The sequence below is a fragment of the Rhizobium sp. BR 249 genome, from assembly GCF_047445895.1.
Lineage (GTDB): Bacteria > Pseudomonadota > Alphaproteobacteria > Rhizobiales > Rhizobiaceae > Rhizobium.
The window spans coordinates 22,358-39,006 of the sequence record NZ_JARWKX010000038.1; the positions used below are offsets into that span (position 1 = coordinate 22,358).

The 16,649-nt window shown below is 62.4% G+C and carries 13 protein-coding genes; 4 read left to right on the plus strand and 9 right to left on the minus strand.

The genetic code is table 11. The features are described from left to right. Positions 1 to 119 precede the first annotated feature (119 nt). Positions 120 to 2,765 carry an aminopeptidase N gene (pepN, locus tag QD408_RS25420; protein ID WP_414141198.1) on the minus strand — a complete coding sequence of 882 codons (2,646 nt, stop codon included), beginning with the start codon at positions 2,763 to 2,765 and terminating at the stop codon, positions 120 to 122. A gap of 187 nt (positions 2,766 to 2,952) precedes the next feature. Then, positions 2,953 to 4,059 (minus strand): methyl-accepting chemotaxis protein, encoded by a 1,107-nt coding sequence (locus QD408_RS25425; RefSeq protein ID WP_414141199.1) that lies wholly within the window; start codon positions 4,057 to 4,059, stop codon positions 2,953 to 2,955. Between the two features lie 333 nt (positions 4,060 to 4,392). Here QD408_RS25425 and QD408_RS25430 point away from each other — a divergent pair, with 333 nt between their 5' ends. Next, on the plus strand, positions 4,393 to 5,331 hold the full coding sequence (locus QD408_RS25430) for a DMT family transporter (protein ID WP_414141200.1): 939 nt from the start codon (positions 4,393 to 4,395) through the stop codon (positions 5,329 to 5,331). Positions 5,332 to 5,570: 239 nt separating this feature from the next. After that, positions 5,571 to 6,458 (plus strand): hypothetical protein, encoded by an 888-nt coding sequence (locus QD408_RS25435; RefSeq protein ID WP_088682316.1) that lies wholly within the window; start codon positions 5,571 to 5,573, stop codon positions 6,456 to 6,458. Positions 6,459 to 6,480: 22 nt separating this feature from the next. Here QD408_RS25435 and QD408_RS25440 read toward each other — a convergent pair whose 3' ends face one another. From QD408_RS25440 to QD408_RS25465, 6 genes are all read right to left on the minus strand, one after another. After that, on the minus strand, positions 6,481 to 6,624 hold the full coding sequence (locus tag QD408_RS25440; RefSeq protein ID WP_414141201.1) for a hypothetical protein: 144 nt from the start codon (positions 6,622 to 6,624) through the stop codon (positions 6,481 to 6,483). 43 nt (positions 6,625 to 6,667) lie between these two features. Next, positions 6,668 to 6,859: a hypothetical protein gene (locus QD408_RS25445; protein ID WP_088682317.1), complete on the minus strand. Its 192-nt coding sequence runs from the start codon at positions 6,857 to 6,859 to the stop codon at positions 6,668 to 6,670. Between the two features lie 132 nt (positions 6,860 to 6,991). Continuing rightward, complete coding sequence (locus tag QD408_RS25450) at positions 6,992 to 7,879, minus strand: uracil-DNA glycosylase (RefSeq protein ID WP_414141202.1); 888 nt, start codon at positions 7,877 to 7,879, stop codon at positions 6,992 to 6,994. A gap of 68 nt (positions 7,880 to 7,947) precedes the next feature. Then, positions 7,948 to 9,240, minus strand: coding sequence for an Hsp70 family protein (locus tag QD408_RS25455; protein WP_414141203.1), 1,293 nt, complete (start codon positions 9,238 to 9,240; stop codon positions 7,948 to 7,950). 222 nt (positions 9,241 to 9,462) lie between these two features. Next, a complete protein-coding gene (locus tag QD408_RS25460) occupies positions 9,463 to 12,579 on the minus strand; it encodes an efflux RND transporter permease subunit (protein ID WP_414141204.1) in 3,117 nt (1,038 codons plus the stop codon). After that, positions 12,576 to 13,871, minus strand: a complete 1,296-nt coding sequence (locus tag QD408_RS25465; RefSeq protein WP_088682321.1) for an efflux RND transporter periplasmic adaptor subunit — start codon at positions 13,869 to 13,871, stop codon at positions 12,576 to 12,578. The genes QD408_RS25460 and QD408_RS25465 overlap by 4 nt, the downstream gene beginning before the upstream one ends. A gap of 294 nt (positions 13,872 to 14,165) precedes the next feature. Here QD408_RS25465 and QD408_RS25470 point away from each other — a divergent pair, with 294 nt between their 5' ends. Further along, complete coding sequence (locus tag QD408_RS25470) at positions 14,166 to 15,047, plus strand: phosphotransferase family protein (protein WP_414141205.1); 882 nt, start codon at positions 14,166 to 14,168, stop codon at positions 15,045 to 15,047. A gap of 9 nt (positions 15,048 to 15,056) precedes the next feature. Here the strand turns inward: QD408_RS25470 and QD408_RS25475 are convergent, their stop codons facing one another. Further along, positions 15,057 to 15,845, minus strand: coding sequence for an SDR family oxidoreductase (locus tag QD408_RS25475; protein ID WP_097591604.1), 789 nt, complete (start codon positions 15,843 to 15,845; stop codon positions 15,057 to 15,059). A 250-nt stretch (positions 15,846 to 16,095) separates the two neighbouring features. Here QD408_RS25475 and QD408_RS25480 point away from each other — a divergent pair. Next, positions 16,096 to 16,649: NAD(P)/FAD-dependent oxidoreductase (locus QD408_RS25480; protein WP_414141206.1), on the plus strand; the 554-nt coding region annotated here is incomplete at its 3' end.

A 16,649-nucleotide genomic window follows, 5' to 3' on the forward strand; every position in this document is an offset into this window, starting at 1 on the left:
CCTTGTCCAGAGGCAAAGGTAAAAATCCGTTAACTATTTAGATTTTCGGGTTTTTCGGCTGATTCGAATCAGCTGGGCGGCCAGCCGCCGCATCGTGGGCCGCGGCTGGTCGATCGAAATTACCCCTTAAGCGTGCGCTCGACGATATCACGCACGTCGGTCGAAAGGGCGGGGGCGCGCTCGATTTCGGCAAGCGCGGCGCGGGCATGTTCCGCGCGCACCGGCTCCAGCGAGCTCCAGGAACGCATCGAGGTGAGGATGCGTGCGGCAAGCTGGGGGTTGCGCTCGTCGATATCGAGAATCTGGCCGGCCAGGAAGCGATAGCCTTCGCCGTCGGCACGGCCGAAACCGGTCGGATTGGCAAAGGCGAAGGTGCCGACCAGCGACCGCATCCGGTTGGGATTGGTCCGCTTGAAAAGCGGATTGTCCATCAGGGTGCGAACCCGCTCCAGGGCTTTCGCGCCCGGAATGCCGGCCTGGATGGCGAACCATTTGTCGATGACGAGCGCGTTCTCGGCGAAACGGTCGCGGAAAGTGGCGAGAGCTTGGCTTGTTTCCGCGCTGTCGGGGAAACGATGGGCGAGAATCGTCAGCGCGTAGCTGAGATCGGTCATGTTCTTGGCTGCATCGAAGGCGGCCTTGGCGCGGGCCGGCGTCTGTTCGGCGTAGGAGAGATAGGTGAGGGCGGTATTGCGCAGCGCGCGCAGGCCGGCGCTCCTTGCGTCCGGGCTGAAATCGTCCGGTGTCGCCGTTGCATAAAGGGCGGCAAAGACATCCCTTCCGGCATCGGCGACCTGTTTCAGGACCGCCTGCCGGCCGGCATGGATGGCATCCGGATCGTTATTGCCGCCGAGTTCGCGGGCAATGTCGGATTCGCTCGGCAGCGCCAGCGCCTGGGCGCGGAGGGCAGGCTCGAGGCTCTCGTCGGCGGCCGCTGCAATCAGCGTCTCGACGAAGGTCGCTTCGCAGACGACCGGCTTGCCCTCGCGGGCGTCGCGCGCTGCCTTCAGGAGGTTCGGCAGGGCCAGATCGGTCAGCGCCTGCCAGCGGGCGAAATGATCCGTCTCGTGGCGGGCGAGATGGGCGAGATCGGCAGGGCTCTGGTCGAAATGCAGGTTGATCGGCGCCGAGAAGCTGCGGTTGATCGAAACGACCGGCCGCGAGCCGATGCCGTGGAACACCGCCGTCTGCGTGCGGCCCGTGAGATGCAGCACCTCGTCGGCATATTCGGCGCCTTCGACCGAAGTCGGCTCGATCTTGCCGCCGTTTTCGCCGAAGAGCGCGAGGCTGAGCGGAATATGCATCGGTTCCTTGCTCGGCTGGCCGGGGGTAGCGGGCGTCATCTGCTCGAGCGACAGGGTGAAGCTGCCGGCTGCCGCATCGTAGCTGCCCGATGCGGTGACGAGCGGGGTGCCTGCCTGATGGTACCAGAGCGAGAATTGTTTGAGGTCGCGACCGCTTGCATCTTCGAAGCACTTGACGAAATCCTCGATCGTCGCAGCCTGCCCGTCGTGCCGGTCGAAATAGAGGTCCATGCCCTTCTTGAAGCCATCCTTGCCGAGCAGGGTCGCGATCATGCGCGTGACTTCGCTGCCCTTCTCGTAGACGGTCGTCGTATAGAAATTATTGATTTCGCGGTATTTCGTCGGCCGTACCGGATGCGAGAGCGGGCCGCTGTCCTCGGGAAACTGCTCCGATTTCAGGTGGCGCACCTCGGCGATGCGCTTGACCGGGCGCGAGCGCTGGTCGGACGAGAATTCGTGGTCGCGATAAACCGTCAGGCCTTCCTTGAGGCAGAGCTGAAACCAATCGCGGCAGGTGATGCGGTTGCCGGTCCAGTTATGGAAATATTCATGCGCGATGATCGCTTCGATATTCGCATAGTCCGCATCGGTGGCGATTTCGGGATCGGCAAGGACGTATTTGTCGTTGAAAATATTGAGGCCCTTGTTCTCCATCGCGCCCATGTTGAAGTCGGAGACGGCGACGATCATGAAGATGTCGAGATCGTATTCCCGCCCGAACCGCTCCTCGTCCCACTTCATCGAGCGCTTCAGCGCGTCCATGGCATAGGCCGCGCGCGGCTCCTTGCCGTGCTCGACATAGATCTTCAGCACCACCTCGCGGCCGGACATGGTCGTGAACGTGTCTTCGACGACGCCGAGATCACCGGCGACCAGCGCGAAAAGATAGCTCGGCTTCGGATGCGGGTCGAACCATGCGGCGAAATGCTTGCCCGGGCCGTAGCCGGCGCCGCCGAGGAAGTTGCCGTTCGACAGCAGCAGCGGGTTGGCATCCTTGTCGGCGATGATGTTGACCGTAAACGGCGCAAGCACATCGGGGCGATCGGGGAAATAGGTGATGCGGCGGAAGCCTTCCGCCTCGCATTGCGTGCAGTAGATGCCGCCGGTGCGGTAAAGGCCCATCAGCTTGGTATTGGCCTCGGGGTTGATGATCGTCGTGATCGTCAGCTCGAACGGCGCGCTTTCCGGCAGGTCGCGCACCGTCAGACCGTCCGGTGTCGCGTCATAACGCGAAAGGTCGAGTTCCACCTGGTCGAACAGCAGCCCGGACAGCGTCAGTTCGTCGCCGTCGAGAACGATCGGCGCTGCCGGATCGGCGCCCGGGCGGCGATGAAAGATCAGGCGCGCCTCGACCTTCGTCTCCGTCGGGTCGAGTTCGAAAGTCAGGTCCACGCGTTCCAGCACGAAGTCGGTGGGACGGTAATCTGCCAGATGAATGACCTGGCCGGTATCTGTTCGCATGGTGTTTCCTGAAGACCGTTATTGGACACTGCGGAATACAGAGGCGGGCGCACTCTGCCATAAATTTGCCGGGCATGATTACATTAAAGTCTGAACTAAAGTTAAAGCAAATTGCCCGCGAACACGAAGTTCGCGGGCAAAATATCTTATTCCGGATTGATGAAGCCAACGGCCGCAGGAAAGACCGCTATTTCAGATTGAGCGCCGCCTTGATCGCCGCGTCGCTTTCCGTCCGCTGTACGACCACGCCGTACCAGCCGAGCCCGTCGTAATCCTCGTAGCCGAGGGTGCGCGCGAAGGCGACGATCGAGCCGTTATTGTCGTAGTAGCTGCCCTTTGCCTGGCCGGACGGATTGGCGAGCGCGAAATGGGAAAAGAGCAGGGCGGGATTGGTGGTGGCGATGACCCGGCTCTTGCCGTCGATGAGCATGACCGTCGTCTTTTCCGCCAGCTGCGGCGGCAGGTTCGCCTCTTTCTCGACGACCGCCTGGCCCTGGTTCTGCCAGTCGAAATAGACGCCGAGCGTGCCGATCAGCCGCCCGTCGAGCTTGCCGTTTTCGCGGATGCCCGTGGCATAGACGAGCGCCTGTCTGTTGTCGTGCAGCGGGCTGGCCTTGACCTCGTCGACGATGTAGGCGTCGCCGGAGGCGCAGGCTGCTGCCGCCCGGAACCAGGGATCGCCGGCGAGGCTCTTTCCGGCGAGCTTGCGCTGGAAATCGGGATTGGCCGATGCCACCACCTTGCCCGAGAGATCGGTCATGACCAGATCGAGATAGACGGTGTAGAAGCGGTTGATGACGCCGAGACGTTCCGCCGCGAAGGCGACGGTTTCCTGGCCCGGCTGCTGCAGCGCCTGCCAGAGCGCCGGGTCTGTCGCCCACCAGCGCACATCGGCCGTGCGCTCGAAGAGGTTGCGCACGATCAGCTGCACCAGCGTCTGCGCGAGATCCGTCAGGCGAACGCCCTCCATCTCCTCGACCAGTGAATCGGCCATGGCGCGGCTGAGGCCGATGCGACCGAGCACATTGCTCTCGAACCTGCCGGTGATGTCGGTTGCGATCTGCGCCAGCCTCTGCACCTCGTTGGCGACGACAGCAAAACCCTTGCCGGTCTCGCCGGCCCTTGCCGCCTCGATCAGAGCGTTGATCGCCAGCAGCTTGATCTGTTTCACGATATGGGTGTTGTCGGCGCTGAACCGCTCGAGGTCGGTGCTGATGCCGTCCGTGACGACACGCATGGAGCGCGGTGTCGCATTCTGCGACTGGGCAATCGTTTCTGCGCTGAGCGGCTTCATCAAAATGATCCTGGGAGAAGGGGCAATCGTTTGGCGAGGGAGGAAATTTCGGAACAGGTGACGAAAAACGATGCGTGGCTATGGTTTTCAATTGGTTAACGCCGAGCGCCGAGAGCGGAACATTTTAGGGCGAATGGTTCAAAGGGAGGAAAATTTGCGGCGGCAAGCGCGGTTGGGCTGCGGCCGGCGCCGATTTTGCGATTCTCCCGCGGTGTTCGCCATTTTTTCGCCCATTCCGATTTTCTTTCGCTACGATGGGAAACGTCATCCGTTGCGTTCCCGAGTCGAACGCGTCTCCCCGTTCCTGTGAAGTCAGCATCAAGAGCCAGGATCATGCACTCGGTTCTCAGAAACCCGATGAGAGGCATTGCGCTGAAAGTCTCGTCGGTCGTGGTCTTCCTGGCCATGCAGACCTTCATCAAGCTGGCCGGCTCGGACATTCCGCCTGGGCAGGTCACCTTCTGCAGGTCCTTTTTCGCGCTTTTTCCGATCATGGCCTATCTCGCCTATATCGGGCAGTTGCGCGCCGCCTTCTATACCGCCAATCCAGTCGGCCATCTCAAGCGCGGCACGATCGGCATCATGTCGATGGCTTTCGGTTTTTACGGGCTCCTGCATCTGCCGTTGCCGGAAGCGATCGCACTCGGCTACGCGCTGCCGCTCGTTGCCGTCATCTTCGCCGCAGTTTTTCTCGGCGAGACCGTGCGCGTGTATCGCTGGAGCGCCGTGCTGGTCGGCATGGTCGGCGTCGCCATCGTCTCCTGGCCGAAGCTCACGCTGTTTCGTGACGGCGGCATGGAGGCAGAGCAGGCGGTCGGTGCGCTGGCGGTGCTGCTTTCGGCCGTTCTCGGCGGCATGGCGATGATCCAGGTGCGCCGCCTCGTCGAGGAGGAAAAGACGGCGACGATCGTGCTTTATTTCTCGCTCACCGCATCGGTCTTTTCGCTGGCTTCGCTTCCTTTCGGCTGGCTCGTCCTGCCATGGCCGTCGGCGATCTATCTGATCGCGGCCGGATTTTGCGGCGGCGTCGCCCAGATCCTTTTGACGGAGAGCTATCGCCATGCCGACGTCTCCACCGTCGCGCCGTTCGAATATACCTCGATCCTGCTCGGCAGCATCGTCGCCTATTTCGTCTTCGGCGACGTGCCGAGCGTCACCATGCTGGTCGGCACGGCGATCGTCGTCGCCGCCGGCATCTTCATCATCTATCGCGAGCATCAGCTGGGCATCGAGCAAAGGGAGGCGCGAAAGGCCACGACGCCTCAAGCCTGAAGATCCGCAAGCGCGCGACGGTTTGAACGCAGTGATTGCCGCAGCTTGAAAATTGCGCTCAACGGCTGAAAGGATGGTGATTTCTAGGGATACCGATGACTGGTGGAATATGATTTTTGAACATGAGAGAGTATCATTTATTCGATGCCGTGCATGTCTGAATGGCCGCTGATGCCGGAGGAGTTTCCGGTAGCGCTGCTCCGAACGCTGGCCTGCGAACGGAGGTGGAGAAAAGCATAATGGCATTCACGGCGGAGCAATTGGCGGGGAACTGCTCCTTCCTGATGAGCATCCGCTTTTTGGCCGGGCAACTGCGCGGTATGTTCGATGCCGGCCCGCGGCTGGCGCGATTGCTCGCCTCCCAGCAGCGCTGGCTTCTGACCCAGACTGCCTATGCCCTCAACCTCGAATATGATCCGCGCGACCCGACGTCGGGCTTTACCGCCGTGCGGCTGACCGGGCGCATCACCGCCCATAAGGTGGCAAGCCGCAACACCGTGCTTGCCTTCATCGAGGAACTCTACACCTACCGCTTCATCACCCACACGCCCGGCGACGAGCGGCGGCGGCCGCGCCATTTCGAACCGGCCGAAGTCAGCCATCAGGCTATGTTTGCGTGGATTCTCGGCAATCTCGCCGCACTCGACCTGCTCGACGGCGGCGAAAGGGCCGCCACTTTTCAAGCAAATCCTTCATTGATGAGGCTCATCCAGCCGCGTATTGCCCGCCATTGCCTGGAAGACGCCGCCTGGCGCGAGCCGCCGGAGCAGGTGGCGCTGTTTCTCTGGACGGAGGCCGGCGGACTCGTCGTCGACCATTTCATGGCCCGGATGGATATCGAAAACGCCGAGTTGGACAGGTTCCCCGTCGGCCGTGTCGAAACCCGCGCGCTCGCAAGCGATTTCATGATGTCGCGCACCCATCTGCAGCGGCTGCTGGCAAAGGCGGCGCAGCGCGGCTGCGTCGGCTGGCAGGACGAAACGCGCAAGACGCATCTGTGGGTATCGCGGGATTTCGTCGAGCAATATTGCGCCTGGCAGGCGGTCAAGTTCGCCTATGTCGACGAAGCCTTCGAATGGGCGACCTCACCCGCTCGAAAATCGGAATCGGCAACGCCCGACGCCTAAGCTCAAACGACTGCACGTCCGATCAGAGAACGATTGCCGCAGCGCTTGTGCCGGCATCGGCCGGCTTGACCCGCTCGCGCTCATATTCCCGCGCGGCGCAGACCGCGGCGCGGATATGTTCGAACGTGTCGATGTTGCGCAGAAGCGATATCAGGATCGTGGACATGCAAGTTACTCTTGACGCGGAGGGCAGGCGAAGCGCCTGCCGCTCAATATTGCTGGAAGTCGGAGAAGACGGCGGTCGGGCGCGCCGTGCGGCTGTTGACGCCGGTGCCGCGGGCAACCATCTGTTCGTTCGTGGCAAAACCGAAACGGCTGTAGCCGTGCGTGGAACGAACTTGGTCGCCGGCGAGGCGAAGGGTTTCAAACCCGCAATGGATAGGACGAAAACGCTTGTTCATGGCCTTGGTTCCTGTGATTCCTCCCAAGACACAGGCCTATATTGCAGTGCAGCATAAATTCCGCAATGCGTCATGACGCGATGCAGCTATGCGAAAAACGCATGGACTGTTTCACAAATTATTCAACTTCGGCTAATTTCTGAGCAGCGAGAGGGACTTAAGCTTCGCCTGAAAAGCGAGCAGGTCGTTCCAGGCGAGCCGTTTATTGACGGGCGCGGTTAACAGATCCTGAGGATGCAGGCTGGCGATCGCCGGAATGGTGTGCTCGGCGACGGCGATTTCCTTCCAGCGGCCGCGCAGGCCGTGAATCGTATCGTTTTCCCCGAAGAAGAAGCGTGCCGAAAAATTGCCGAGCAGCAGGATCACCTTGGGTTCGGCCAGCGCGATCTGCCGCTCGATGAAGGGCCGGCAGATATCCACTTCCGCCTGAGACGCCGGGCGATTGCCGGGCGGACGCCAGGGGATGACCTGCGTCAGCAGGATCGCCGAACGTGTCAGCCCGATTGCGGCCAGCATCTTGTCGAACAATTGGCCGGATTTTCCCGAGAACGGCGTGCCCTCACGATCGTCTTCAGCGCTCGGGGCCGAACCGATCACCATGATTCCGCTCGCCGCATCGCCGTCGGCAAAGATGGTCGAGCGGGCGCTATGCTTGAGATTGCAGCCGTTGAAGCCTTCGATCGCGGTCTTGAGTTCGCCGAGCGAGCGCGCGGCTTCGGCAACGAAACGCGCCTGCTGCACGGCCTCGCCGTCGGGGATGGCAGGTTGCGGGCCGGAAGCGGCGCGTTCGGCCGGAGCCGGGCGCGCGGCCGCAGTCGGGCGCGGCGGTACCTGGCGTTCGGCAGGGACGGGGCGTTCCTGCTGGGCCTGCGCCGCCGGACGGCGGGCGGCCTTCATCGCCTCGAACTCGGCGAAGCGGTCGATCGCCTCTTCCTCCAGCAGCCATTCCACGCCGGCATCCGCATGGAAATGCAGAAGCGCTGCCAGTTCGGCGGGGGAAAGGTCTTGGGCGGAGATCATGCGGCAAGTCTAGCGGAGAGAAATGGGCATTGAAAGGGCGGCCGGCATATTGGCCGCCCTTGGCCGTTCTATTGCACAGTCCATTGCGCGATGTCGTCGCGTTCGCCGATCAGCGCCAGGCCATGGGCGATCGACAGAAGCTCGCCGCCGGTCTCGATCCGGTCGCGGTCGAAGCGCTCGGTGAAGATGCGGCGCACGGCCGGCACGAAGGAAGTGCCGCCGGTCAGGAACACCTTGTCGATGTCGGCCGCTTTCGTCTCGGTCTTGTCGAGCACGTCGTCGAGCGCGCCTTCGATGCGGGCGAGATCCTCGGCGATCCAGCCCTCGAAGTCGCTGCGCTTGATGCTGCGATGGCCGCTGCGGCCAAGCGGGGCGAAATCGAAAGGCGCCTCCTCCGAGGTCGAAAGCGCCATCTTCGTCGCAGACACCGCCTGGTAGAGGGGATAGCCCTCGTCATGGTCGATCAGGTCGATGAAAATTTCGAGCTTCTCCGGCTCCAGGCTGGTGCGCACCAGTTTCTTCAGGTCCTCGAATTCGCGCGTGGTCTTGAAGATCGACAGCTGGTTCCAGCGGCCGAAGCTGGAATAGTAGTTCGACGGCACTTCGAGGATCTTGTCGAAGCTCCTGAAATGGCTGCCCTTGCCGATCAGCGGCGCGACGATGTTGTCGATCATCCTGTAATCGAAATGGTCGCCGGCCACACCGACGCCGGAATGGCCGATCGGCGTTGCCGTCAGCTTGCCGGCGATGGTTTCGAAGCGGATCAGCGAATAGTCGGTCGTGCCGCCGCCGAAATCGGCGACCAGCACGGTCGCATCCCGCTTCAGGTTCTGCGCGAAGTAGAAGGCGGCTGCGACCGGCTCGTAGACATAGTGGATTTCGGGAAAGCCGAAACGCGACAGCGCCTCGTTGTAGCGCTCGGTCGCGAGCGCAGGATCGGGGCTGGCGCCGGCAAAATGCACCGGCCGACCCGTGACGATGCGGCTGACGTCGGCAGGCCAGCTGTCGCCGGCATAGTTGCGCAGGCGCCGCACGAAGACTTCCATCAGATCTTCGAAACTGTGCCGCTTGGCGTAGATCAGCGTGCCCTGGAACAGCGCGCTCGCCGCAAAGGTCTTGATCGACTGCAGGAAGCGGCATTCGCCGGGATTGTCGATGAACTGGCGGATCGCCGCATGGCCCGCTTCCACCTTCAGCGCCGCGGCGCCGAGCTGGCCGTCCTTCATGAAGGAGAGTGCGGTGCGCATGCTGTCGGCCGTGCCCGCCGTGCTCGTGAACGCCATCGAGCGCGTTGCCCCGCCATCCGCCATGGCGAGAACCGTATTCGTCGTGCCAAAGTCGAAACCCAGCGCCTGAGCCATGCCCGCACCTCTTCATGCCGATTGTTATTGGAGACGGAGCCGTCGCTCCGCGAAAGGGCGCAGGGGCGCCCGAATTCAGGAGGGCGGGTGATGCCACAGGGGCGTGACACATTCAAGCGAATTGAAGGCCGATATGCTGAGAGGCGCGCATCTTCTCCCGCTTGGAGAGAAGGCACGCGCCCCAAAAGTTGAATCGGCAATGCCGGGATCAGCGGGCCGTCATCACTCGGCAGCCATTGCGCGCGCCTCTTCCACCACCGGCTCCTCGATCTTCTTCTGGCCGAGCAGGCGGCCGAGGAAGTTTCCGAAGCGATCCATCTCGACGAAGATGACGGGGGTGATGAAGAGCGTCAGCAACTGCGAGACGACGAGGCCGCCGACGACGGCGATGCCGAGCGGCTGGCGCAGCTCCGAGCTTGCGCCGGTGCCGAGCGCGATCGGCAGGGCGCCGAGCAGGGCGCAGAAGGTCGTCATCATGATCGGCCGGAAGCGCCGCACGCAGGCCTCGTGGATCGCCGCTGTCGCCTTTTCGCCCGTCGTTCGCATGGTCTCCACCGCGACGTCGATCATCATGATCGCGTTCTTCTTGACGATGCCGATCAGCATCAGGAGCCCGATGAGAGCGATGATCGAAAGGTCGAAGCCCATGATCTTTAGCGCCAGCAGCGCACCGAAGGCCGCCGCCGGCAGGCCGGAGAGAATGGTCAGCGGATGGATGAAGCTCTCATAGAGCACACCGAGCACGACATAGATGGTCAGCACGGCCGCCAGGATCAGGTAGGGCGTATTGCCCTGCGACTGCTGGAAGATCTCCGCCGTACCGCCATAGGAGGTGAAGACGTCGGCCGGCATGGAGATGTCCTTCTTGATCTGCTCGATCGCCGCGGTCGCGTCGCTGAGCGACACGCCCTCCGGCAGGTTGAAGGAAACGGTGGTCGAGACGAGTTGGCCGGTCTGGTTGATGGTGACGGGGCCGGTGGTGCGCTGGACATGCGCGAAGTTCGAAAGCGGCACCAGGCTGCCATTGGACGAGGCGACGCGGATCTCCGACAGCTTCTGGTCGTCCCAGGGTTTGCTGGTGTCGTATTCGACGATCACGTCGTAGCTGTCGCCGGTCGACTGGATTTCGGCGGCGGCATAACCGCTGAAGGATTCCTGCAGCGTCGTGCGCAGCGTGTCGTTGTCGATCCCGTAAGCGGCTGCCCGCTCGGTATCGATGACGATATTGGCCTGCAGGGCGTTGTTCTGGGCATCCGAGGTGACGTCGGTGAACAGGCGTTCCTTACGCATCGCCGCCTGGATCTTGTCGGCCCAGAGGTTGGTCTGGTCGGCGCTCAGCGCCTGGATGACCAGCTGATACTGGCTGGCGGTCTGGCGGCCGCCGAAGCGCAGGCTCTGGTTCGGCGTCACGAAGGCCTGCAGTCCGGGGATCTTGTTGATCGCAGTGCGCAGCTCGCGCAGCGTCTGGTCCAGCGGCGGACGCTCCTTCTTGTCCTTGAGCTCGACGAACATCGAGCCGTTGTTCTGCGGCTTATTCGGATTGCCGCCGATCGTCGACATCACGTGGTTGACGGCGGGGTTGGCCTTGACGGCGGCTGCCGCCTGCAGCTGCAGCGCCTCCATGGCGGAATAGGAAATGTCCTGCCTGGCCTGCGTGCTGATCGTCAGGCGGCCGATATCCTCCTGCGGGAAGAAGCTCGTCGGCAGCGTCATGAAGAAATAGATCGTCAGCGCGACCGAGCCGAGGAAGACGCCGAGGATCGTGACACGATGGCGAAGACACCAGCCGACGGCCCTGTCGTAGCCGTTGAGCGTCCGCTCGAAGCCGGCATCGAAGAGGCGGATCAGAAGCGGCGGGCGGCTGTGATTGTTCGACAGGCGCGAGCCGAGCATGGGTGTCACGGTCAGCGAGACGATCGCCGAGGAGATGATGGCGATGGCGACCACCATGCCGAATTCGTTGAACACCCGGCCGACGACGCCGCCCATCAGCAGGATCGGAATGAAGACCGCGATCAGCGAAACCGACATGGAAATGATGGTGTAGCTGACTTCGCCGGCGCCCTTGATCGCCGCCTCCCGCACCGGCATGCCTTCCTCGACATGGCGCAGGATGTTTTCGAGCATGACGATCGCGTCGTCCACCACGAGCCCCACCGCGAGCGTCAGCCCGAGCAGGGAGATGTTGTCGATACTGTAGCCGAGCACATACATCATGCCGAAGGTCGCAATCAGCGACAGCGGAACGGCAAGCCCCGGAATGATCGTTGCCGTGGCATGGCCGGTGAAGAGGTAGATGACGAGAACGACGAGGCCGATCGTCAGCAGCAGCGTGAACTTCACGTCGGCGATGGCGGCCCGGATCGGCTTTGCGGCGTCGTTCATGACGACTGTCGTGACCGAAGATGGAATTTCGGCGTGAAGCTGCGGCAGCTTGGCGTTGATCGCATCGACGACGTCGACGGTGTTGGCGTCCGGCTGCCGCTGGATGGCGAGGATGATGCCGCGCTGGCCGTCATACCAGCTGCCGGTATACTGGTTCTCGACGCTGTCCTGCACATCGGCGATATCGCCGAGGTGGATCGGTGCGCCGTTCGGATTGGCGATGACGAGCGAGCGGAACTGGTCGGCGTTGGTGCGCTGTGTGTTCGCCGTGATGGTCATGCTCTGCGAATTGTTCTGCAGGGTGCCCACGGGCTGCTGGCTGTTGGCGGCGGCAAGCGCCTTGTTGACGGTATCGATGCCGATGCCGCGGGTGAGCAGCTTGTTGGGATCGACCTCGACGCGCACGGCATAGGTCTGCGCGCCGTAGACGCTGACCTGGGCAACGCCGGGAAGCGTGGAAAGCGACGGCGAGATGATGTCTTCGGCGATTTCGTCGAGCTTGCTGCGCGGCATGGTGTTGCTCTGCACGGAGAGCAGCATGACCGGCGCATCGGCCGGGTTCGTCTTGCGGTAGCTCGGCGGCGTCGTCAGATTGTCGGGCAGCTGCCGGGTCGCATGTGAGATCGCCGCCTGCACGTCGGCTGCGGCCGCGTCGATATCGCGATTGAGGTCGAATTGCAGCACGATGCTGGTGCTGCCGAGCGAGCTCGAGGCACTGATTTCGCTGATCCCGGGGATGGTCTCGAACTGCTTGATCAACGGTGTCGAGACCGAGGTTGCCATCGTTTGGGGCGAGGCGCCGCTCAGCTGTGCCGAAACGTTGATGGTGGGAAAATCGACTTGCGGCAGTGCTGCGACCGGCACCAGCTGATAACCGGCCAGGCCGGCCAGAATGACGCCGATCGCAAGCAGCGTCGTCGCGACGGGGCGTTGGATGCAGAAATTTGGGATCATTGCTGAGCTCCCACCGCGATCGTCTGGGTCTGCTGCTGTTGCTGGGGCTCTTCGGCGGAGGCGACATCAAGCGTCTTGTCGTCGAACTGCTCCTTGATCGCCTGCTGGTCGGTGAGCTGGCCCTGGCCCTCGACGACGACGTGATCGCCTTCAGAAAGGCCCGATTCGATGGCGGTAAAGCCGCCATTGGCGCGGGCGACGGTGACCGGGGTCAGATGCGATTTGCCGTCCTTGGCGACGAAGGCGAAGAACCCGTCCGGGCCGGGGCTGACAGCAACCGTCGGCACGACCACCTGCTGCTCTTCATTGTCGAAATGCACGATGATGTTGACCGACTGGCCGGGCCAGAGCGCGCCGGAGGCGTTCTCAAATTTCGCCTTGGCGAGGATCGTGCCGGAAGCCGTGTCGACGGTATTGTCGTAGAAGCTGATCTCGCCCTTCCTGACCTGCCCCTTGGTGGAGGAGGGAACCGTGCTGACCTCGACCGGGCCGGCTGCGAGCGCGTTTTTCAACTCACGCAGATAGCGTTCCTGCAGGTGGAATTTCACATAGATCGGATCGTATTTCGCGATGGTGACGATCGCCGAGCCGGCATTGACGAAGGCGCCCTTGCTGATGGTGATGTCGCCGAGCCGGCCGTCGAACGGCGCGCGAATGTCGGTATTCTCGAGTATGATCTGGTCCGAGGCAAGCGTCGCCTTGTCCGCATCGACCGTGGCCGCGGCGGTGTCGCGGGCGGCTCTCGCCTGATCGAGGCTTTGCTGGGTGCCAGCCTTCTGGTCGAAGAGGTCTTGGGCGCGCACCAGCGCCGTTTCGGATTCCGAAAGCGTTGCGGTGTCGCGTACGATCATCGCATTGTCCTTGTCGACGGCCGCCTTGGCCGTCCGGTCGTCCAGCTTGGCGATCAGGTCCCCGGCTTTGACGGTTGCGCCATCCTTGGCACTAATGCTGACGATCAGACCCTGCTCTTGCGCCGCAATGGTCGTGTTGTCTTCGGCATCGGCCCAGCCGGAAGCCGTCACATCCGTCGGCAGCGCCGTTTTCACCGCTGCGACCGTTTTGACGACGGTCGGGCCGCCGCCACCGCGTCGGCGCCCGCCTCCCTGATGCTGCCCGCCGTCTTGTGCCTGATCGGCCTGCGCCTGCTGGGCGCCGCCATTGCCGCCTGCAGGCTGTTTGATCAGCTGCGAGAGATAGGGAATGTGGGAGGCATACGGGATCAGATTCCCGAATTGCCAGAAGCCGACGGCGGCAACAGCGATAACGCTGACGGTGATCCAAAATTTCTTCATGGGCGAGACCGGTCTTTGGGCAAGGTTGCTGGGGCAAGGTTGCGAAAATTTATGCCCAGATTGAGCCACTTCTATTGCGGCGCAAAAAAGACATAATTCACCGGTCGCGATCACTAAGTAGTTATAAGGGCTTAAATTTTTGTAATGAATATTCCGTAATATTCAAACTATACTAATATAATGCCAGTGTAACCTCACGCGGTTTGACGGGCAAATTCTGACCAGGGATGACGTCGACCTGCAGCTCCGTCCATTGCGCGGCAAGAAGGCGGAAGAAAGAGAAGGTAGGTCGTCATGACCGAGTTGGACGCCAGCGAATTTCGCTCTCTCATTACAAGCGTGTTTCCTCATCTCACCGGCGCTGTCTTCAAACTGGCGGCGAAGGGATGGGATTCGATAGCGGTCGATGTCGATGACACGCTGATCTTCAAATTCCCCCGCGATCTCAGCGCGGAACGGGCGCTTCGCAAGGAAGCTGCCTTGCTCGGCGTCGTACGGCCGTCGCTGTCGATGGCAGTACCCGACATGCGCATTCACGAAGGGCCGCCGTTCTTCTCCAGCCACACCAAGATCGAAGGCGAACACCTGATCACCGAGGATTACGAAGCACTCGGGGAGGGCGACCGTCGGCGCCTTGCGGATGATCTGGCGCGGTTTTACGCCGAGCTGCATGTGATCGAGGCCGATCGCATGCATGAGGCCGGTGCCGGGGCGATCCAGCCGTGGCAATCGCCGGAAGCCGTGCGAACCAAGGCCCTGCCGCTGCTGCCGCCTGAGATCAGGCGTTTTGCGCAGAGGGTCGTTTCCGATTTCGAAATCCTGCCGCCCGATCCCTATGGAAATATCTACGGCTTCTTCGACGGCCACGGCTGGAACATGGCCTTCGACCATGGGCAAAAACGGCTCAACGGTATCTACGATTTCGCCGATTCCGGCTTTGGCCCACTGCACCAGGAGTTCATTTATTCGAACTTCATATCGCCGGATCTGACGGCGCGTATCGTGTCGGCCTATGAAAGCCTGACCGGGCGCAGGCTCGACCGGCGGCGCATTGCCATCCTGACGGGCTTCCATCGCCTGTCCGAGCTCGCCGAGCTTGCAGACGATCCTGCTAACGTCGAACAGATGGTGCGAAGTGCTGCGGCATGGGCCGCCATCGCGGCCCGCGCGGATTGAGCGTGGCCGTCAGACGGACCGGGCAGCGCCGCCGTCACAGCGGATGAGCGAGCCGGTGATATAGCTCGCCGGCTGGCTGCAAAGGAAGGCGGCGGTTGCGGCGAACTCCTCGACCTTGCCGTAGCGGCCGACCGGGATGCGCGCTTCCTTGTCGGCGCGGATCTCTTCGAGGCTCTTGCCTGTCCGCTTCGCCGCGGCGCCGTCGAGGTCGTCGAGCCTTCCCGTCAGGATGCTGCCCGGCAGGAGCAGGTTTGTGGTGACGCCGAAGCCTGCCACTTCTGATGCAAGCGTCTTGCTCCAGCCGGCAAGGGCCGGGCGCAGCGTATTCGACAGCGCCAGATTGGCGATCGGTTCGATCACGCCCGACGAGGCGACCGTCAGGATGCGGCCCCAGCCCTGCGCCTTCATGCCGGGCAGCAGCGCGTTGGTGAGCGTGATCACGCGGGCGACCATGGAGAGGAAATAGGTCTCGAGCTTTTCGGCCGTCATGTCCTCGGTCGTGCCGGGTGTCGGGCCGCCGGTATTGTTGACGAGGATATCGAGCCCGCCGAATTTTTCCTTCACCGCCGTCGTGACTGTCTCGACGAAGCGCTCGTCGCCGAGATCGGCCCAGATCCAGTCGGCCTTGCCCTTGCCTTCGGCGTTGATCGCCTTGCAATTGGCCTCGAGCTGTTCGCCGCTGCGCCCGCACAGCAGCACGTTTGCGCCCTCCCGCGCCAACGCCGCGGCGATGCCGAGGCCGAGGCCGCGTGAGGAGGCGAGAACGAGCGCGCGTTTGCCTTCGATGCCGAGATCCATGACTTTGTCCTCCGATATCCTAGAGCGATGTATAAGGCGCAAGCGGCGGAAAAGGAAAGGGAGGCTGACGGGCTTGCCGCCGTTTGATAATTGACGTTCACGTAAACGTTATATACTCCTGACGGAGTAGGCCTATCATTGTGCGAATTGGAAGATCGGCTGTCGTATCTCGGCTCGACAATCCGATCTCGTTTTGACAAGAAGTGCTCATGAGGGATGAGGCCGCCTGCGGCCAAGCGGAGACGAATGGATGAGCGAGATGACTGACCTGCCCGAACGCGAGAGCATGGAATTCGACGTCGTGATCGTCGGCGCCGGTCCGGCCGGTCTGGCGGCGGCGATCCGGCTGAAGCAGGTCGATCCGGAACTGTCGGTCGTGGTGCTGGAGAAGGGCGCCGAGGTCGGCGCCCATATCCTCTCAGGCGCGGTGGTCGATCCGATCGGCATCGACCGGCTGCTGCCCGGCTGGCGCGAGGATGGTGATCATCCCTTCAAGACCGAGGTGACGGCAGACCACTTCCTGGTGCTCGGCCCGGCCGGCTCGATCCGCCTGCCGAACATGCTGATGCCGCCGCTGATGAACAATCACGGCAACTACATCGTCTCGCTCGGAAACGTCTGTCGCTGGCTGGCGACCAAGGCGGAAGAACTCGGCGTCGAGATCTATCCGGGCTTTGCCGCAACCGAAGTGCTCTACAATGAGGCGGGTGCCGTCATTGGTGTCGCCACCGGCGACATGGGCATCGAGAGGAACGGCGAGCCCGGCCCGAACTATACCCGCGGCATGGAACTGCTCGGCAAATA